The sequence below is a fragment of the Porphyromonas sp. COT-290 OH860 genome, assembly GCF_000768935.1.
Taxonomy (GTDB): domain Bacteria; phylum Bacteroidota; class Bacteroidia; order Bacteroidales; family Porphyromonadaceae; genus Porphyromonas.
The window spans coordinates 13,999-31,718 of the sequence record NZ_JRAR01000049.1; the positions used below are offsets into that span (position 1 = coordinate 13,999).

General features: G+C 50.9%; 18 protein-coding genes and 1 tRNA gene. 12 read left to right on the top strand and 7 right to left on the bottom strand.

The features are described 5' to 3' along the window. The first annotated feature begins 693 nt into the window (after window positions 1-693). From murF to groL, 9 genes are all read left to right on the top strand, one after another. Window positions 694-2,004: a UDP-N-acetylmuramoyl-tripeptide--D-alanyl-D-alanine ligase gene (gene murF, locus HQ41_RS04975; protein ID WP_044188759.1), complete on the top strand. Its 1,311-nt coding sequence runs from the start codon at window positions 694-696 to the stop codon at window positions 2,002-2,004. A gap of 8 nt (window positions 2,005-2,012) precedes the next feature. Beyond that, on the top strand, window positions 2,013-3,464 hold the full coding sequence (gene rpoN, locus HQ41_RS04980) for an RNA polymerase factor sigma-54 (RefSeq protein WP_044188761.1): 1,452 nt from the start codon (window positions 2,013-2,015) through the stop codon (window positions 3,462-3,464). 92 nt (window positions 3,465-3,556) lie between these two features. Continuing rightward, window positions 3,557-3,627 (top strand) — tRNA-Gln (locus HQ41_RS04985). Between the two features lie 203 nt (window positions 3,628-3,830). Then, window positions 3,831-5,015 (top strand): AGE family epimerase/isomerase, encoded by a 1,185-nt coding sequence (locus HQ41_RS04990; RefSeq protein WP_044188764.1) that lies wholly within the window; start codon window positions 3,831-3,833, stop codon window positions 5,013-5,015. A gap of 11 nt (window positions 5,016-5,026) precedes the next feature. Continuing rightward, window positions 5,027-6,193: a hypothetical protein gene (locus tag HQ41_RS04995; RefSeq protein WP_044188766.1), complete on the top strand. Its 1,167-nt coding sequence runs from the start codon at window positions 5,027-5,029 to the stop codon at window positions 6,191-6,193. Between the two features lie 30 nt (window positions 6,194-6,223). Continuing rightward, window positions 6,224-6,676: a YhcH/YjgK/YiaL family protein gene (locus tag HQ41_RS05000; RefSeq protein ID WP_044188768.1), complete on the top strand. Its 453-nt coding sequence runs from the start codon at window positions 6,224-6,226 to the stop codon at window positions 6,674-6,676. Window positions 6,677-6,681: 5 nt separating this feature from the next. Then, on the top strand, window positions 6,682-7,065 hold the full coding sequence (crcB, locus tag HQ41_RS05005) for a fluoride efflux transporter CrcB (RefSeq protein WP_044188770.1): 384 nt from the start codon (window positions 6,682-6,684) through the stop codon (window positions 7,063-7,065). A gap of 130 nt (window positions 7,066-7,195) precedes the next feature. Beyond that, entirely contained in the window at window positions 7,196-7,465 is a 270-nt protein-coding gene (locus HQ41_RS05010; RefSeq protein ID WP_044188772.1) for a co-chaperone GroES, read from the top strand. A gap of 38 nt (window positions 7,466-7,503) precedes the next feature. Further along, window positions 7,504-9,141: a chaperonin GroEL gene (gene groL / locus HQ41_RS05015; protein WP_044188775.1), complete on the top strand. Its 1,638-nt coding sequence runs from the start codon at window positions 7,504-7,506 to the stop codon at window positions 9,139-9,141. 139 nt (window positions 9,142-9,280) lie between these two features. Here groL and HQ41_RS05020 read toward each other — a convergent pair whose 3' ends face one another. The 3 genes from HQ41_RS05020 to HQ41_RS05030 form a co-directional block, all read right to left on the bottom strand. After that, window positions 9,281-9,559: a DUF4248 domain-containing protein gene (locus HQ41_RS05020; protein WP_044188778.1), complete on the bottom strand. Its 279-nt coding sequence runs from the start codon at window positions 9,557-9,559 to the stop codon at window positions 9,281-9,283. Between the two features lie 163 nt (window positions 9,560-9,722). Continuing rightward, window positions 9,723-10,250 (bottom strand): GNAT family N-acetyltransferase, encoded by a 528-nt coding sequence (locus HQ41_RS05025; RefSeq protein ID WP_044188781.1) that lies wholly within the window; start codon window positions 10,248-10,250, stop codon window positions 9,723-9,725. Window positions 10,251-10,941: 691 nt separating this feature from the next. Continuing rightward, entirely contained in the window at window positions 10,942-11,976 is a 1,035-nt protein-coding gene (locus tag HQ41_RS05030; protein ID WP_044188783.1) for a patatin-like phospholipase family protein, read from the bottom strand. A 197-nt stretch (window positions 11,977-12,173) separates the two neighbouring features. Between HQ41_RS05030 and HQ41_RS05035 the strand changes: the two genes are divergently transcribed. The 3 genes from HQ41_RS05035 to HQ41_RS05045 are packed head-to-tail and all read left to right on the top strand — an operon-like array spanning window position 12,174 to window position 13,860. Next, window positions 12,174-12,839 carry a phosphatidylserine decarboxylase family protein gene (locus tag HQ41_RS05035; RefSeq protein WP_044188785.1) on the top strand — a complete coding sequence of 222 codons (666 nt, stop codon included), beginning with the start codon at window positions 12,174-12,176 and terminating at the stop codon, window positions 12,837-12,839. 5 nt (window positions 12,840-12,844) lie between these two features. Beyond that, window positions 12,845-13,537: a CDP-diacylglycerol--serine O-phosphatidyltransferase gene (gene pssA / locus HQ41_RS05040; protein ID WP_044188847.1), complete on the top strand. Its 693-nt coding sequence runs from the start codon at window positions 12,845-12,847 to the stop codon at window positions 13,535-13,537. 50 nt (window positions 13,538-13,587) lie between these two features. Continuing rightward, window positions 13,588-13,860 carry a DUF4834 family protein gene (locus HQ41_RS05045; protein ID WP_044188787.1) on the top strand — a complete coding sequence of 91 codons (273 nt, stop codon included), beginning with the start codon at window positions 13,588-13,590 and terminating at the stop codon, window positions 13,858-13,860. A gap of 229 nt (window positions 13,861-14,089) precedes the next feature. Here the strand turns inward: HQ41_RS05045 and HQ41_RS05050 are convergent, their stop codons facing one another. The 4 genes from HQ41_RS05050 to ispF form a co-directional block, all read right to left on the bottom strand. Further along, window positions 14,090-15,094, bottom strand: coding sequence for a T9SS type A sorting domain-containing protein (locus tag HQ41_RS05050; protein WP_081964761.1), 1,005 nt, complete (start codon window positions 15,092-15,094; stop codon window positions 14,090-14,092). A 170-nt stretch (window positions 15,095-15,264) separates the two neighbouring features. Then, window positions 15,265-16,359, bottom strand: coding sequence for a metallophosphoesterase (locus HQ41_RS05055; RefSeq protein WP_044188792.1), 1,095 nt, complete (start codon window positions 16,357-16,359; stop codon window positions 15,265-15,267). Between the two features lie 42 nt (window positions 16,360-16,401). Beyond that, window positions 16,402-17,184, bottom strand: coding sequence for a formate/nitrite transporter family protein (locus tag HQ41_RS05060; RefSeq protein WP_044188795.1), 783 nt, complete (start codon window positions 17,182-17,184; stop codon window positions 16,402-16,404). 43 nt (window positions 17,185-17,227) lie between these two features. After that, on the bottom strand, window positions 17,228-17,719 hold the full coding sequence (gene ispF, locus HQ41_RS05065) for a 2-C-methyl-D-erythritol 2,4-cyclodiphosphate synthase (protein WP_044188798.1): 492 nt from the start codon (window positions 17,717-17,719) through the stop codon (window positions 17,228-17,230). Window position 17,720 lies beyond the last annotated feature (1 nt).

Sequence of the window (17,720 nt, forward strand, 5' to 3'; positions counted from 1 at the left end):
ACTACAAAGGGTATTGGGGGATTTATATTTTAGGTCAAGTTTCAGAATGTTGATGGGAACAGGTGTATAAGTGGTGGATAACTTGTGCAGACCTCGTATTTGCCATCTAGGAGGCTCTAGATTGAGCTCGACCTCGTTTTGGCACTTAGCCCCAGTCGAGTGAAAATAATTGCATCAAACGATGTGATTACAAACTGCTGTAAAATAGACTGATATGATGGTTTGGAGGGTCGTTTTATGTGCTTGTAGTGTATTTTGCAGGATTTCTTCCCATCAATCTTCTCCGATTGGTGGACACATCTCGGAGCATAAGTCCATCGATCCGAATAAATCTTCCCATTAATTTCTCCCAGACTTCCTGCTAGTCTTTGTAGGGTCACGGCCTTGTTCCGTCAAAAACCTTAGAAATCCTTTAATACTCCTTAACCAAAAATGCGAAGAATGAAACCCCAAATCAATCCGACCCAATGTGATGATGAGTGCTTGTGTCCACTGCTAGCAAAAGCCGAGTAGGGGAGCGATATGCGAGCCTTGAGGGGATTTTGGGGCGTAGTAAGGGTATTGAATGTGGCAAGGCGAGGTTATTGAATAGCGATTGTCAGCGCTACATCGCAAAGACTTTGGGCAGAGCGGAGATGGATAATGTCCGCCCTTTGGTGTACATTTGTATATCATCAAAATTTAGGAGTAGATATGACGACAATAGAACAACTATATAGCCTCTATCTAGAGCACCCAGCGATCTCTACCGATAGCCGAAGTATCACGCCCGACAGCATCTTCTTCGCTCTGCTAGGAGAGAGATTCGATGGCAACCAGTACGCCCTATCCGCCCTAGAGGCAGGGGCTGCCTATGCCGTCGTAGATGATGCCTCGCTCGTAGGGGAGCGGCTGCTCCATGTGCCTAATGTGCTGGAGGCTCTACAAGCTCTGGCGGCACATCATAGGCAGGCTCTAGCTACTCCCGTCATTGCGATTACTGGGACGAATGGCAAGACGACGACCAAAGAGCTCGCTGCTGCCGTACTCGCCAAGAGCTACAACCTGCTCTACACCGAGGGTAATCTAAACAACCATATCGGCGTACCGCTTACTCTGCTGCGCCTTACCTCTGAGCATCAGATCGCACTCATCGAGATGGGGGCGAGTAAGCCGGGCGACATTGCTGAGCTATGCGCCATTGCCCAACCCAACTACGGCCTTATTACTAATGTAGGGCTGGCGCATCTAGAGGGCTTCGGTTCGCTCCTCGGGGTCATCAAGACTAAGGGCGAGCTGTACGACTGGCTTAGGGCGCATGAGGGCAAGATATTCCTCAGAGAGGAGGACGCTACGCTTCGTGATCTAGGGCGTGGTATCCCTGCCGTTACCTATGGTCAGGGCGAGGAGGCAGTAGTTAGAGGTGTCTTGCCAGAGGACAATCGTGAGCTTTTCTTACACTTCACATGGTTTTGCCCCACGCTACAGATAGCCGAGTGCAAGCAGTCTACGAGGTTGGTGGGGGGCTACAATCTAGACAATGCTTTGGCCGCTATCGCCATGGGGCTCTACTTCGATGTGCCAGTAGAGGACATCTCCCAAGCCTTGGCAGACTATGCCCCAAGCAATAGCCGCAGTCAGCTCATTGAAACCGAGCACAACTGGCTCATCGCCGATGCCTACAATGCCAATCCCTCGAGTATGCACACCGCCCTGCGCAACCTTGTCAGCCTATCGGTCGATCGTCCTAGACTTTTGGTGCTTGGAGATATGAATGAGCTAGGGGTCGAGAGTGAGGCTGCCCACCACAAGTTGCGTCGGGAGGTAGAGGCACTGCTAGGCGAGCAAGACCAAGTACTCTACTGTGGCCCTAAGTGGCGCCAAGAGCTAGGAGAGGTCGCCAATAGCTTCCTAACGAGAGAGGAACTAGCGTACTGGCTAGAGCAACACCCCCCTAAGGGCTACTTGGTACTGGTCAAGGGCTCCAATGGGATAGGTCTAGGGCATATCCTCCACCTATTCTAGTGGACACTATGAATAAACTGACCCAACAGCAGCGGCTGGAGCAGGGACTTACACTAAGCCCCGCACAGATACAAGCCATCAAGATACTCGAGCTGACAACCCTCGAGCTAGAGATACGTATAGAGCGGGAGCTTGAGGAGAACCCAGCTCTCGAGGAGAGCTACGAGGCAGAGGGCCTATCCTCTGCCGACGACGAGGCCCGAGGCGAGGCGAGCGAGCAGGACTGGGAGCTAGGGGAGTATGCCAGCGAAGATGATATACCTGCCTATAAACTCAGAGAGCTACAAGAGCGGCAGGCTAAGCGAGAGGAGGTCCCTTTCTCTGCCTCTGCGCCATCGCTAGACGAGCTACTCATGGAGCAGCTTAGCTTGACCAAGCTCACCGAGCGAGAGCGAGAGCTTGCACGCTATATTATAGGCAATCTCTCGGCAGAGGGTTATCTCGATCGCTCGATCTATCAGCTACAAGACGATCTGCTCTTCAAGGTAGGTATTGAGGCGAGCGAATACGAGTTGAGGGAACTTATTAAACGTATTCAAGGGCTTGAGCCTGCTGGCATTGCAGCTCGCAACTTGCAGGAGTGTCTAATCCTACAACTAGAGCGTAGAGTGGGGGGGGCTCGCCTTGGTATAGCTCTAGCGCTGACGATCCTACGCCATCACTACGACGACTTCGTCAATAAGCGATTCGACAAGCTCTGCGTTTCGCTCGAGATTAGCCAAGATGAGCTCTCGGAGGTCTACGCTCTGGTGGCTAAACTCAACCCACGTCCGACCTCGGGGCTAGGGAGCGATGAGGAGAGTCGTATGATGCAGTACGCCCCCGACTTCATCGTTTCGGAGGTCGATGGTGAGCTTACCGTGGCGCTTGTACACGAGAGAGAGCTCACACCGCTTAGACTTAGCCCTACCTATGTGGCTATGCTCGAGGACGTCCAGCAGGGATCAGCCGACCGTAAGCGACGAGAAGCGATGACTTTCCTCAAGCATAAGGTAGAGCAAGCTCGTTGGTTCATAGACGCTGTGGCTCAGAGGCAACAGACGCTTAGACAGACTATGCTTGCCATTGTGGCGCACCAGCACGCATTCTTCCTCTCGGGTGAGCTGAGCGACTTGCGCCCCATGGTTCTGCGAGATATCGCCGAGGCCACAGGGCTAGACATTAGTACTATTAGCCGTGTGAGCAATAGCAAGAGTGTGCAGACGGATCACGGTGTCTATTCGCTCAAATTTTTCTTTGGCGAGGGCATTACCAACGATGAGGGGGAGGAGATCTCCACGCGACAGATCAAGCAGGCTCTGGAGCTCCTAATCTCGGAGGAAGACAAGCACAATCCCTATACAGATGCCGAGCTGGTTGATTTGCTTGCCAAGCAGGGTTACCCTCTGGCTAGGCGCACTGTGGCGAAGTATCGGGAGCAGTTGAAGCTACCAGTAGCTAGGTTGCGCCGTGAGCTGTAGTGGCTGTATTTTCTCTCACCTCGCTTGTGTATTTGGAAATTAGTATTACCTTTGCCGTCGGATTTAGGAAATTTTTCTTATCCGAATGTGATTGCCTCATGGTGTAATGGTAGCACAACAGATTCTGGTCCTGTTTGTTAAGGTTCGAGTCCTTATGAGGCAACTAAAGGGGAGCTAATTAGCTCCCCTTTTTATTTATGCTTGTTAAAGTCCCCCTTGACACTTTTTTGCATTCCTCCTCCCTCTGTTTTACTTGTATTCTAATGGGCCAACGCATTCGTGCCGTTTGCCGAGGGGGCTATCTGCTTGCTATATTGGGAGATTAGGATTACTTTTGTCATATTGTAAATTGTTTTAATTACCTCAATGGACATCAAGACTTATTTGACTTATTGGGCTGAGCGTTATCGCAGTGAGCTCCAAGATAATATCCTTAATTTCTGGCTCAAGCATGGGTTGGATCCTGTGCATGGTGGCATCTATACCTGCCTAGATAGAGATGGCAAGCTGATGGACGGCACCAAGAGTGTTTGGTTTCAGGGGCGCGCAGGATACATTTTTGCCAATGCCTACAACGAAATAGAGCCTAGAGCCGAATACCTAGAGGCAAGTAAGAGTTGTATAGACTTCCTCTTGCAGCACTGTTTCAACGCCGATGGTCGTATGTACTTCGAGGTAATGGCAGACGGTACACCCCTGCGCTTGCGTCGCTATGTCTTCAGCGAAACCTTCGCTATCATCGCTATGGCGGAGTATAGCATCGCCTCGGGCGATAGATCTTATGCAGAGCGTGCCCTAGCACTCTTCAAGCAGGTGCAGGGCTGGCTCGCTACACCCGGCGCACTGCCAGCTAAGTATGAGCCACACGTCAAGGGACGATCGCACTCGATCGTCATGATTATGCTCAATGTAGCGGCTCGTTTGCGCTCAGCTATTGCCGATCCTGCACTCGACAAGCAGATCGCCGACTCGATCTATGAGCTCAAAACATACTTCATGAAGCCCGAGTACAAGGCGCTTCTTGAGGGAGTAGGTGAGCATGGTGAGTTTATCGACACAATCAATGGCCGACTAATTAATCCCGGCCACTGCATCGAGACGGCATGGTTCCTGCTCGACGAAGTGAAATATCGTGGAGGCGATAAGGAGCTGCAGGATATGGCTCTTACGATTCTAGACTGGTCTTGGGACTGGGGCTGGGATCAGGAGTATGGCGGTATCATCAACTTCAGAGATTGCAAGGGCTTCCCCGCACAGGACTATTCGCAAGATATGAAGTTCTGGTGGCCACAGACCGAAGCAATCATCGCCACACTCTACGCCTATCAGCTTAGCGGAGATGAGAAGTATATGCAGATGCATCGCCAAATCAGCGATTGGACGTATGCTCATTTCCCAGACAACGAATTCGGAGAGTGGTATGGTTATCTGCATCGGGACGGCTCGGTAGCTCAACCTGCCAAGGGTAATATCTTCAAAGGTCCATTCCACATTCCCCGTATGATGATCAAGAGCTATCAGCTCTGCCAAGAGATGCTAGCAAAACTCTAAACAAAAAGCTTATGATTAAGCCAATCAAATTCGCCCTACTTACTGCGCTTCTGATCATCGCAGTAGGTGGGGCGAATGCCCAATCAGCCACACGCCTACAAACGCCACAGCTAGATGCCGACTACGCCAAGGGTGTATCTGGACACATCGCCGCCTCGCTCGCCGAAGACTATGTGGTGCTCGTAGGCGGATGTAACTTCCCCGATGCGCCAGCGGCCGAGGGGGGAGCGAAACGCTTCTATAGCCATGTCTACGCAACATGTGGGCTGCTCTCTGGGCAGGAGTGGGAGCGACTGGGTAATCTGCCCGAGCCATTGGCCTATGCCGCTGGACGCACCTATCTTGGGCGGCTCATCATCGCAGGCGGACAGACTACTGGTGGGCGAGAGCTAGCCTCTGTCTATGCCATCTCTGTGGACGAAGCTGGCAAATTGACCACCGAAACGTTGCCAAGTCTGCCACAGCCACGCAGTGCAATGGCTTCGGCGCTTATCCGCTCACGGCTCTATCTGATTGGCGGTAGCGTTGCGGGTCGTCTGTCCAATTCTGTGATTTCGCTGGATCTCGACGAACCGCAGCTCGGCTGGCGGGAAGAAAGGAGCTATCCCGGCTCTGCTCTGCTCAAAGTACTCGCTACGGAGTATTGGTTCGACGAAGAGCCTTATATCTACTTCATGGGTGCCTTCTCTGGGAGTGAGGGGGAGGAAGGTGTGCGAACGGCTCTCTCCTGCTATACGCTCCGAGCCGACGACCAAGAAGCCTCGTGGCAGAGAGTCCCCGTGCCCTACGCTTCTATTAGACGTGGGGCTACTTTCGGCGGAGGTATCATGTCCCTGTACGCAGAGGACGAGATCATGGTCACCTCTGGTGTACACGAGGCGAAGTTTCTCCCAGCTCTGCAGCGCATACAGCGCCTACGCCGAGCCAAGCGACTAGGACAAAGTAGTGTGACCTCTCGCCTAGAGGCTGAGGGGCGTGCCTATCTGCTGCACGAGCCCGAGTGGTACAGCTTCACGCCTTTCATGCTTGTCTACAACCTGCGTACGCAGAAGTGGCGTAGAGAGCATGCACACCCCGATTTGGCTCGAGCCGATGCCGCATATCTAGACGGCATCATCATCGGCGGAGAGATCAAGCCCGGCGTGCGCACCAGTAGTATCGTTCGTGTTCAACATTAGTTATATCCTACACATCAAACTCATCATTTTATGATTCTTGGTAGTATTCATGAGTCGGCTCGCTACGAGAGCCTACACCCTGCTTTCAAACAAGTATTCGACTATATCAAGGCGCACGACCTGCTCAACGCCCCACTCGAACGCATCGTCCTAGACGGCGATCGCCTCTTCATCAACAATGTGGAGGCTGATGCCAAGCGTCAGGAAGAAATGCCCCTAGAGGCGCATCGTCAGTATCTAGATATTCATATCCTGCTGGCGGGTAATGAGCGTATCGGTTGGCGTGATTTGCAGGACTGCGGTACGCCTACTAAGCCCTACGCCGAGGAGGGCGACTATATGCTCTTCGAGCAGCCTGCCTCTACTTATGTCGATCTCAAAATCGGTCAGTTCGCCGTGGTTTATCCAGAGGACGCACATGCGCCATTGATTGGCGAGGGCAAAATCCGCAAGCTGATCGTCAAGGCACTTGTCAATTACTAGCCTCTATGGGACTAAGTCACACTGTCCTAGTCGCTCTCTCGGGAGCGATTGGGGCAGTTTTGCGTTATGCCGTAGGGCTTTGGGTGGGTCGAATTGCCACGAATAGCCTATTGCCTTGGCCAACACTCTCTGTCAATCTAATCGGTTGCCTGCTCATCGGCCTTGTGGCAGGTTACGAACTGCGTCATGGACTCTCCGAGAGCTGGAGGCTACTGCTTATCACAGGCTTCTGCGGTGGCTATACAACCTATTCGGCTTTCGCTCTAGAGAACTTGCGCTTGCTCCAGCAAGGGGCGTACCTGCCCCTCATGGCCTATATGCTGCTTAGCCTCATCGGAGGGATTGCCTTGGTTGCTCTGGGGATATATCTGGTGCGTTTGCTCTGCTGATATCCTCTGTCGTGGTGACAGATTGGCAGTATTTGTAACTTTGGCACAAGTATTGTCCTAAATTGTAAGCGAAACGAAACCGAAATTCGGACAATTTTAATGGTACTAATCAAATAACATCAAATAAAGTATGAACATCAAACCATTGGCAGACCGTGTGCTCGTCAAGCCAGTTCCTGCAGAAGAGAAGACAATAGGCGGAGTGATTATCCCAGACTCAGCTAAGGAAAAGCCTGCTAAGGCGGAAGTCCTAGCCGTAGGTGGTGGCACCAAGGACGAAGAGATGGTCGTTAAGGTAGGCGACATCGTCCTTTATGGCAAGTACGCTGGTACGGAGATCGAGCACGAAGGCGAGAAGTACCTCATCATGCGTCAGAGCGATATTCTAGCTACGCTCTAAACTCGGAAGTGTATTCATAATCAATAGACTCAAAGACAATGGCAAAGGAAATTAAATTCGATATGGAGGCACGCGACCTCCTCAAGCGTGGTGTAGATTCGTTGGCTAATGCCGTTAAGGTAACACTCGGCCCTAAGGGGCGCAACGTAATCCTCAGTAAGATGTATGGTGCACCACATATCACCAAGGACGGCGTTTCGGTAGCTAAGGAGATCGAGCTGGAAGATCCATTTGAGAATATGGGTGCTCAGCTCGTCAAGGAAGTAGCGAGCAAAACCAACGACGACGCTGGCGATGGCACCACTACTGCCACAATCCTAGCACAGGCGCTCATCAGCGTTGGGCTCAAGAATGTAACGGCTGGCGCTAACCCTATGGATCTCAAGCGCGGTATCGATAAGGCTGTGGCTAAGGTTGTGAGCGAAATCAAGGCTATGGCTCAGGAGGTTGGTGACGACTTCGAGAAGATCGAGCACGTAGCCAAGATCTCTGCCAATGGCGATGAACACATCGGTGCTCTCATTGCCGAAGCGATGCGTAAGGTGAAGAAAGAAGGGGTGATCACCGTAGAGGAAGCTAAGGGAACGGACACGACGGTAGAGATCGTCGAAGGTATGCAGTTCGACCGTGGCTATATCTCTCCATACTTCGTGACCAACAGCGAGAAGATGGAGGCTCAGCTTGAGAATCCGTACATTCTGCTCTACGATAAGAAGATCAGCGTCCTGAAGGAAGTGCTGCCAATCCTAGAGCAAACCATACAGACGGGTCGCCCACTGCTCATCATCGCCGAAGACATCGAGAGCGAAGCCCTCACGACGCTTGTGGTAAACCGCCTACGTGGTAGCCTCAAGGTGTGCGCAGTGAAGGCTCCGGGCTTCGGAGATCGCCGCAAGGCTATGCTCCAAGACATCGCTACGCTTACGGGCGGTGTGGTGATCAGCGAAGAAACTGGGCTCAAGCTCGATGCCGTAACACTCGAGATGCTTGGCCGTGCCGAGAAGATCACGGTGGACAAGGACAACACCACGATCGTCAATGGTGCTGGAGACAAGCAGGCTATTGCTGAGCGTGTTGGACAGATCCGTGCACAGATGGCGCAGACCACGAGCGACTACGATCGTGAGAAGCTACAGGAGCGTTTGGCTAAGCTCGCTGGCGGTGTAGCTGTGCTCTACGTGGGTGCTGCTAGCGAAGTAGAGATGAAGGAAAAGAAAGACCGTGTAGATGATGCTCTGAGCGCAACACGCGCAGCCGTTGAGGAAGGAACTGTCCCCGGTGGTGGTACTGCCTACATCCGTGCGATCGCAGCTCTTGAGAACCTCAAGGGAGAGAACGATGACGAGACTACGGGTATCGAGATCGTGAAGCGTGCTATCGAGGAGCCACTTCGTCAGATCGTAGCCAACGCTGGCAAGGAGGGTGCAGTGATTGTGCAGAAGGTACGAGATGGCGAAGCTGACTTCGGCTACAACGCACGTACCGACCGCTTCGAGCACCTCTATGCCTCTGGTGTCATCGACCCTGCTAAGGTAACACGTGTGGCTCTAGAGAATGCTGCCTCTATCGCAGGTATGTTCCTGACGACTGAGTGTGTCGTAGCCGACAAGAAGGAGGAAACCTCTGCTGCCCCAGCTATGGCTCCCGGTATGGGAGGTATGGGCGGCATGATGTAGTCCATTAGTAACTCAATTATAGTAAAGGGGCTGTGGCAAAGTTCGTTTTGCCGCAGCCCCTTTTCGATGCTTCAGAGTGCGTAAACTGCAAGAATCGCATATTCTGATGCACCGCCACTGTGTTTAGTGTGAGCCTTGTCTACTGCACTTCGTAGAACTCCCGAGGGCTACCAAGGTGCTCAAGTAAGAACCTCACCTGAGCTGGTGACAGATTGCGTCCGTAAGCCTTGAAGCCACGCTGTGCCAATCCGTCCCTAAGAAGAGGGTCGGTGCGTAGCAACTTGCGGAAGCTCCTGCACGCCGAGAGGGGGCTAGAGGTGGGATAGTAGAGGACTGCCAGCTCCTTGACCGAGTAGATGCGAAACTCTGGCAGAGGCATCTCGGGAGAAGCGAGATGCGCATTGAAATTGCTCTTCATAAGAAATACATTAAAATAAGTAGTACAATAAATACATAGACAGCAGGCTAAGGCAAATATACATAGCCGATTGGCTGCCTCTGCAAGCAAAGATAAGAAGAAGCTCCGAGGTCGTAGATACCTCGGAGCTTAATAATTTTCTTGAATAAGTATCTGCGCTCCGCTACGGTTGGAGCATCACGATTTGAGCCAAATCTTGAGCAAATCTTTGGTATTCTGCCTCTGTAATGACTTGCTCAGTCGTCAATACAATCAGTGAGTGAGCAGGGTAACTACATCGGTAGGGAGGGTGCCTGTGCGGATATGGATTGGTGTGGAACCCACACCTCTGGTAGAACCTCTGCCGTGCACGAGAAACCTCATCAACGATAGGATCTATCTCTAGCAGGATACGTCTATCGGCCGATTGGACGAACGTACTCAGTAGCTGGCTACCATACCCGCGCCCTCTGATATCTGTATTAATCGCAAAATGCTCAATATATAGATAGTCCTCAAACTCCCAATAGGAGATAAAGCCTATTAGCTCGCCCTGATCGGTGTACGCAATGAGCCGATATTGGCTGTGAGCGAAAGCATAGGCCTGTTGGTCGCTCGTCCTCTGCTCGAAGATAGGAAAGCTCCGAGCATACAATGCGCTGATTGCCTCGTAGAGGGGGTGTCTTGAGTTGTTTATCGTTGTTGACCGCATGATGAATGCTAGTTCGCTTATTTCGGATACTAAGATAGCTGTTTCTAGCAGCTTGGAGTAGCCATGTGGTGTGTGGGTGACATTCTGTAGTTTATACTCTAGCCCGATGAAATACCCCTACATTCTTCTACTTTTTCGTTAAGGAGTATTAAGATGTTACTCAAGTTTTTCATGTAATGGGCTGGTTGTTCATAAAGGTCGATCGTGAGGTTCGGCAAAGTTCATGGGAAGATTCATACGGATTGGTGGGTTCATGCGTTAAGGTGTGTCCACCAATTCGTATAGATTGATGGGAAGGAATACCAAGAGATGCGGTAATATCGTATGAAATCCCTTTGAGACTTGTTTTATATGTCTGGTTATTAGTGCTTTGCGTGGAAGCCTTTTAAGGTTGGTCTTTTCTTTCTGATTGTGGGGGAGTACGCCAGTGACCGAGGACGCCGTGTAGGGCTTGCTAGGGGGCAAATACGAGGTCGGCCATTGTTGGGCCTCATTGGTCTAGTGAGCACAATGAATAGACTTAAGTGTAAATAAGTATGAATATGTAGATCCCTTGCGCTTGGGACATAAAAATGGGAGCTGCGCCAAGAAGAGTCTTGACACAGCTCCTTGTTAGGTGTTTCTAAATGTGCAAAATGCAAGGCGTACATCGCTCTCGATGTACGCCTTGGCGAATCCTTGGCCAGTAGATCTATTTATTGGCTTTTGGCTCCGAATTGTTGTACCACTCTAGGTAGGCCGTAGTATAGTTGCGACCCGAGGCCAATAGGTCGTGCTTCTTTTGTTCCTCGATAGCGAAGTCTGTAGCCTTCACCCCTAGAGTGTCGATATAGATGGTTCGCTGCCAGTCGTCGCTGTGTAGGTGCGTATTGTCCTGTGCATCAATGAGCGTATTGAGCAGGGCTGTGGTGTAGTCCCATAGGTCGTTGATTTGGCGTGTGGGTGGCTCGGCCTGATCTCTAAACATGGAGATCTTCTCCTTGCTGTCTAGCTTGAAGCCGAGTGTCTGCTTGTTGTAGACATAGTCCGAGATACGTCTGCATCGGTCACGCAGCTCCTCGTTGATAGCTTCGTAGTACTCTGTACGTGCCCAATCTCTCTTGACGTATTTGCGTCTGTCGAAGACTTTGACGGGGTAGTTGTCGAGCATGCCACCATCCACGTAGAGATCTCCTCTGAAGTTGCGCTTAGCAGCGAAGAAAATCGGGATAGACATGGAGATACGTACGGCATCGGCGATGCAGAAGCGAGGCGTGTGTTCGTGCGAGAAGACCTCGGAGAAGCCCGTAGATAGGTTCGTCCCTACGAGATAGATCTGCTTGGCTTTGAGGTTGGGGTCTGTGCAGTGAATGAGGTCAGAGAATGTCGCTTCGGAGTTGCCTAGCTTGCGGGCAATCATGGATCCGATCCAAGCTCGGAAGAAGTCGCCTTTGTACCAGCCAAATTCACTGATTAGACGATTGGCATCTCTGACCACTCCCCACGAGTCGTCCATGAAGTTCTTGAAGTCGAGCTCCCACATTACCTTCTTGATTTCCTCGGGGGTATAGCCTACACCGAGCAATACGGCGATGATAGCGCCAGCAGAGGTCCCTGCTACTCGCTCTATCTGGTCAAAAATGCCAGCCTCTTGGAGTACCTCCAAGGCTCCTACATAGGCAATTCCTTTGACTCCACCACCCTCAAATACGAGGTTGCGAAAAAAGTAGCTATTCTTCTTGTTCATAGGTTCGTATGTTTCTTGAGCAAAAGTGCTTTTGGTTTACGTCTACTAAAGTAGTCATTTGTTTAGAGTTATTTATCGGTTTGGGCGCTTTGTTGCTCAAGCTTTGTTCGCTTTTGGGTGCTATGGGGGGTATTTATTATCTTTGCTCATTCAAAATCAGTAGATAAACTATTTAATCAGTAATAAACTAAACATCAATGACACTTCACAAGGAGGGAACTTGTCTATTAATCGGCATTGGGATATCGCTAGCGCTCTTTTGTGCTACGGCGTATATGCTCTCGGGAGCTGGGGTTGCATTCTATATTATACTTGCTATCTCGGCTATTCTCTATGCACTAGTGCTCAACTTCTTTCGCTATATCCCACGCAAGCACCCCGAGGCCGCCAATAATCGAGCTGTGGTATGCCCTGCGGACGGTAAGGTAGTCGTGATCGAGGAGGTCGATGAGCAGGAAATCATGGGGTGCCGCTGCTTACAGGTATCTGTCTTTATGAACGTCTTCAACATGCATGTCAATTGGATCCCCGTCAATGGTACGGTTGAGCATGTGTCGCACAATAAGGGCCGCTTCCTAGCAGCTCACTTGCCCAAAAGTAGTACGGAGAATGAGCGCTCGGCCGTCGTAATTCGTACGCCCGAGGGCCATCGTGTCCTTGCGCGCCAGATTGCGGGGGCTGTGGCTCAGCGCATCGTTACTTACCCCGAGGTAGGTCATCAGGCTCGCATCAATGACAATTTGGGTTTCATCAAGTTCGGCTCTCGTGTAGACCTCTATTTGCCTCTCGGCTCTGAGGTTTGCGTCAAGCTAGGGCAGAAGGTCGATGGCAACGTAACGATGATCGCCCGCTTACCTGAGTGATGATGATGAGCATCAAAAGGCATATCCCAAATGCCATTACTTGTCTGAACCTCCTCTCAGGGGCTCTCTCTATTATCTATACGCTCAAGGTGGGGGATCTGTCCTTGGCGGCTGTGTTAATTATTTTGGCGGCAGTCTTCGATTTTTTCGATGGGCTAGCTGCTCGTGCCCTAGGTGTGTCATCGCCTATTGGTAAGGATCTAGACTCTCTGGCCGATGTACTGAGCTTTGGTTTGGCACCTGCTATTTTGGTCGTGCAGGGGCTCTGGGATAGCGGTCTGGGCTTCTACGAGGCACTCCCCGTGCTTGTCTTAGCCGCAGGAGCTGCGCTTCGTCTGGCCAAGTTCAATCACGATACCCGTCAGACGACTTCTTTTATCGGCCTACCAGTACCAGCCAATGCTCTTTTTTGGATTGGTTATTCGGCGTTTATCCCCACTTTATTCACGGCTATCGGCTTGGTAGGTACGCAGCTTACGACCTACGTAGCTGTGTTTCTGCTGGCTTATCTGATGTTGAGTGAGATCCCGATGTTCTCGTTCAAGGTCAAGAAGCTCTCATTCTCAAGCCTCACTTACCAGATTATTTTGGTCGTAGCCGTACTAGCCTCTGTTGCCGCTTTCGGTCTTTTTGGCTTCTCTGTCGGTATCTTGGCATACGTTTTGCTATCTATAGTGCAGAGCTCGACTAAGGGGTAGAGGCCCACCGAGCTAGAGGTATCGGATCAAACTAAACGAAGATTAGAACAATGGAATTTGTAGGGACACTCCTGCTCGTCGGGATACTACTATATCTGCTTATGCCAGTGCTGCGCAACTGGTTCCTCAAATGGATTGCTGGACGTATTCAGCAGAGGCTACACGAGCAGATGAGGCAAGGTGCTAGCTCCAATAGGCGTACTTCATCTCAAGAGCCAACTAGCCATAAGAAAGAAAAGATGGACATGGACGAGATAGAAGCCAAGCGATTCGACAAGGAGAATAGCGATGACTATGTAGACTTCGAGGAGCTACCCAAGTAATCCATCGCTCCAGTCCTGCTAGGTTTGTCGCCACAAACAAAAAATATCCCCCAAGAGCTCTGCAATGAGTAGGCTCTTGGGGGATAATCTTTATGTCCCGAGGTCAAGGAGATATAGGGCTTACCCTTGTCCTTTGTAGGTTCTGGTACTACACAAAAGGGGCTGTGCCAAGATCTATTTCTAGCACAGCCCCTAGGCTATATGTACTACTCAGTGAGCTGAGTGCGGCTTATCGCTTTACCAGTCTGTGCACACGTACTTGCTGGCCTTGGCTAACTTTGAGCACGTATACGCCTTGTGGTAGCTTGGACACATCGACATGAGTCGTTGCTTCAGCCTGCTTGTGTACCAAAACGCCGGTTAGATTGTAGATAGATACCTGACCAGCTCGGCTGAGGAAGAGGTCATTGTGGCAAGGGTTAGGGTATATCTCGTTGGCTCTTCCCTCAATGGTTTCGATACTTGTTGTATCCTCTTCGCCCTCCTTGAGGAATGTAACATCAAAGTGCATATTCTTCTTGATCGTCCCGAGGCTGTATATGCCGTAGGAATTGAACTTGTGCCCTTCGATTGTAATGCCGTCGTACTTAACGTGACCAATCTTGTAGCCATCTTCAGGGGTTAGCTCAAGCGAAAGTTGGTCGCCCTTCTCTAGAATGAACTTCCCATTTTGCACCTCCGCATGACGCACCTCAAACGTCCCTAGGCCAGCAACGATATTGTAAGTCACAGTGAAGGTTTCTACTTCAGGTTCTTCTTCATCTTCTTCTTCAGGTTCTTCCACCTGCGCATAAGTCACAGTGATGATAACATTGCCTTTGAGGCTCTTGGCCTCGAACTGACTATTGTTCTTCATCGTGTGCTCTTTGGTTGGGTCGCTTTCATCAACCCAAGTGATAGACTGGAGGTAAAATCCCTTGTTGGCCATTACTCGTACGCGGACATGCTCCCATGTGTTGTCCCACTTCTCATGTCCTTTCAAGGGGATAATTGTCTTGCCTTCACCTGTTTTGAGGTCCATTGTTACCTCATCAGTGCCGACAAAGATGCGCCCGGGAGTTTTGTCCTTCCTAAGGGCGCCCTTGGAGATTAAGTCTTTTGCATTTGTCTTTACTGTAACGCTGTAGGCATTACCCTCTTGGGCGGATAGTTTGTAGGAAATACCAAACAGCACAAGAAGCAATAGGCATCTCTGCGCCCATACCATGAATGTAGAAAGTGAATTCTTTTTCATAAGTGGTTTGAATTAAGTTGTTAAAAAGTTCTTTAATATGTCCGCAAATGTAGGGAGTTTTCTTCTCATTAACTCCCTATTTATCCAAAAAAGTGCTTCAGAAAATGGAATAAAGTCATAACCGAAGGGCTGGTATGTCTGCACAAGAGAGATTGAGGGCGAGCAGATGCCTATCTGAGCGTCACGCAGACATATTCACTTTGGGTGCCAATCCTAAACTTGCCACCCCACAAGCCAATACCAGAGCTGACGTAGAAGTGGGTATTGCCCTTGCGTAGATAGCCGTGCGACTGCTCATAGAGTGCATCGACCAGTAGGTTGATCGGGAAGACCTGCCCTCTATGTGTGTGCCCAGAAAGCTGGAAGTCTATACCAGCTGCCTCGCTATGCTCTAGATTGTAGGGCTGATGATCAAGTAGCAGGATAGGCTTGGAGTGATCCAACCCTTGTACTAGCTCTTGGGTAGATCGGCGGTAAGGGTTCATACGATCGTCCCTGCCGATGATATAGAAAGTGCTATCAACCAAGATAGTTTCGTCTTGCAGTAGTTTGATATTGGTCCTGCTGAGTACGTCCCTACGTTGGGCTTCTCGCCCAATGTATTCGTGATTGCCAAGGCAAGCGAAGACTCCGAGTCGGGCTTTGAGGCGATTTAGCTCCTCGTGCATACCTTCTTGTAGTACTGGGCGTGCGTCATTGTCTAGGATATCGCCTGCGATCAAGATTAGATCCGCCTGCTCAGCATTGATCTTGTCTACCCATTGGCTCAGCTCACCACGTCCTATCGTATAGCCTAGGTGCAGGTCCGAGATGCCAACTATCTTGAGCGGCTTGGGCAGCGGTTTGGAGATATCAATCTCTAGGGCTACTCGTTTCTTGTCTCGATACTCGTAGTAGCCATGGAGCAGCACGGATGCGACCGAGAGCAGTAGCCCTAGGGTAAGCCAGCAGTTGTCGGTGAGGAGCCCTCGAGCGATGGGAAGACATAGGTAAATCAAACCCCACAAGAGAAGAGGCATCATCAAATAGAGGAAGACAAATAGCCACGATGTGCCGAGCGAGTAGGATAGACGCAGAAACCAAATAGGGAATATCTCACGCCCTGCGAAGGACAAGACCAAGCTGAGTAGGCACATAATGCTCCCACCGACCACACCAACCCTTAGCCAAGGCCACGAAGGAGCGAGCACTCCGAGGCTATAGTAGGCGTAGTAGAGTCCTGCACCGAGCAGAGTCAGTAGTAACAGTACGATCAAGATCATCATTTAGTTCAAGTCTTCTCCCTAGAGTAGCAGTCGCATCGCTCGTTAATGGCGTTTGCCGGCATAGAGATACGTGTACATACAACCTACGAAAAGCGTACCGCCGATGATGTTGCCCAGAGTAGAAGGTATTAGGTTGTCTAGTATGAATGCTCCCCAAGACACATTAGCCCCATAGAGCATACCAGTAGGGATATAGAACATATTGGCGATTGAGTGCTCGAAGCCTATCGCCACGAAAGCCATCACTGGCCACCAAATGCCCACAAGGCGTCCTACCATACTACGAGAGGCGAAGCCAAGCCAAACCGCCAAGCAAACTAGCCAGTTGGCACCAATGCCACGCAGCAAGACTTGATCCCATGGCAGGCCGACCTTGTACTCGGCTACGTGCCTGATGTAGTCGGCGTAGGCTGGTGCTTGCATGATGCCCGCTTTGTAGACGAGGAAATAGTCGAAGAGTAGCGCCCCGACAAGGTTGGCAGCGAAAACGACCGCCCAGTTCTGTACGAAGTAAATAGATGGTATGCGCCGTGTGATCGTAGCAGGCATCAGATAGGCCGTGTTGCCAGTGAAGAGCTCTGCCCCGACAAGGACCACGAGGATTAGCCCCACGGGGAAAGTGATGCCCGCCAATAGCTTGGGGAGAAAAGGGTTGCCCTCTGACCAAGCTCCGAAGCCCGCTGCAGACAACGATGCTAGTAGGCCGCCCGTAGCAATGTACACGCCCGCTAGCATACCGAGTATGATGAGTTTGAGCCAAGGCGTCTTGTACTTCTTTTCGCCCAGCCCGATGAGCTGATCAATGACTTCCGTTGGTGTATTCATACACTTCTTGCGATAGATTAATAGCCTACTCTATGATCTTTGGCTACTGCCGAGCATCGTAGATCAATGCTACCACATAGGTAGACATACCCTCTTGTCGCCCCGTGAAGCCCAAGCGCTCGGTCGTAGTTGCTTTGACCGAAATCTGGCTTACCTCTATGCCCATTACCTCCGCCATTGTTTGGCGCATCTGTGGGATATGGGGATTGAGTTTGGGAGCTTCGGCGGCAATCGTGGCGTCGATATTGCCAATCTCATACCCCGTCTGGCGTACTAGAGCGCAGACCTCTCGGAGCAAGATCTTGCTGTCGATGCCTTTGTACTTCATATCCGTAGGAGGGAAGTGTACGCCTATGTCCCCAAGGGCTGCGGCTCCGAGTAGGGCATCGCAGACAGAGTGCAGTAAGACATCGGCATCTGAGTGCCCCTCTAGTCCTAAATGATGCTCCAGTTTGATGCCACCTAGCCAAAGCGGGTAGCCAGCTTCTAGGCGATGGACGTCGAAGCCGAAGCCTATTCTATATGGTAGTTTCATA

Excerpts from the sequence above, each read along its gene's own strand:
- HQ41_RS05010 (WP_044188772.1), top strand. The coding sequence starts at position 7,196 with ATGAACATCAAACCATTGGCAGACCGTGTGCTCGTCAAGCCAGTTCCT.
- HQ41_RS04990 (WP_044188764.1), top strand. The coding sequence starts at position 3,831 with ATGGACATCAAGACTTATTTGACTTATTGGGCTGAGCGTTATCGCAGT.
- HQ41_RS05045 (WP_044188787.1), top strand. The coding sequence starts at position 13,588 with ATGGAATTTGTAGGGACACTCCTGCTCGTCGGGATACTACTATATCTG.
- crcB (WP_044188770.1), top strand. The coding sequence starts at position 6,682 with ATGGGACTAAGTCACACTGTCCTAGTCGCTCTCTCGGGAGCGATTGGG.
- HQ41_RS05025 (WP_044188781.1), bottom strand. The coding sequence starts at position 10,250 with ATGCGGTCAACAACGATAAACAACTCAAGACACCCCCTCTACGAGGCA.
- HQ41_RS05035 (WP_044188785.1), top strand. The coding sequence starts at position 12,174 with ATGACACTTCACAAGGAGGGAACTTGTCTATTAATCGGCATTGGGATA.
- pssA (WP_044188847.1), top strand. The coding sequence starts at position 12,845 with ATGAGCATCAAAAGGCATATCCCAAATGCCATTACTTGTCTGAACCTC.
- HQ41_RS05055 (WP_044188792.1), bottom strand. The coding sequence starts at position 16,359 with ATGATGATCTTGATCGTACTGTTACTACTGACTCTGCTCGGTGCAGGA.
- HQ41_RS05030 (WP_044188783.1), bottom strand. The coding sequence starts at position 11,976 with ATGAACAAGAAGAATAGCTACTTTTTTCGCAACCTCGTATTTGAGGGT.
- HQ41_RS05060 (WP_044188795.1), bottom strand. The coding sequence starts at position 17,184 with ATGAATACACCAACGGAAGTCATTGATCAGCTCATCGGGCTGGGCGAA.
- rpoN (WP_044188761.1), top strand. The coding sequence starts at position 2,013 with ATGAATAAACTGACCCAACAGCAGCGGCTGGAGCAGGGACTTACACTA.
- murF (WP_044188759.1), top strand. The coding sequence starts at position 694 with ATGACGACAATAGAACAACTATATAGCCTCTATCTAGAGCACCCAGCG.
- HQ41_RS05020 (WP_044188778.1), bottom strand. The coding sequence starts at position 9,559 with ATGAAGAGCAATTTCAATGCGCATCTCGCTTCTCCCGAGATGCCTCTG.
- HQ41_RS05000 (WP_044188768.1), top strand. The coding sequence starts at position 6,224 with ATGATTCTTGGTAGTATTCATGAGTCGGCTCGCTACGAGAGCCTACAC.
- HQ41_RS05050 (WP_081964761.1), bottom strand. The coding sequence starts at position 15,094 with ATGAAAAAGAATTCACTTTCTACATTCATGGTATGGGCGCAGAGATGC.
- groL (WP_044188775.1), top strand. The coding sequence starts at position 7,504 with ATGGCAAAGGAAATTAAATTCGATATGGAGGCACGCGACCTCCTCAAG.
- ispF (WP_044188798.1), bottom strand. The coding sequence starts at position 17,719 with ATGAAACTACCATATAGAATAGGCTTCGGCTTCGACGTCCATCGCCTA.
- HQ41_RS04995 (WP_044188766.1), top strand. The coding sequence starts at position 5,027 with ATGATTAAGCCAATCAAATTCGCCCTACTTACTGCGCTTCTGATCATC.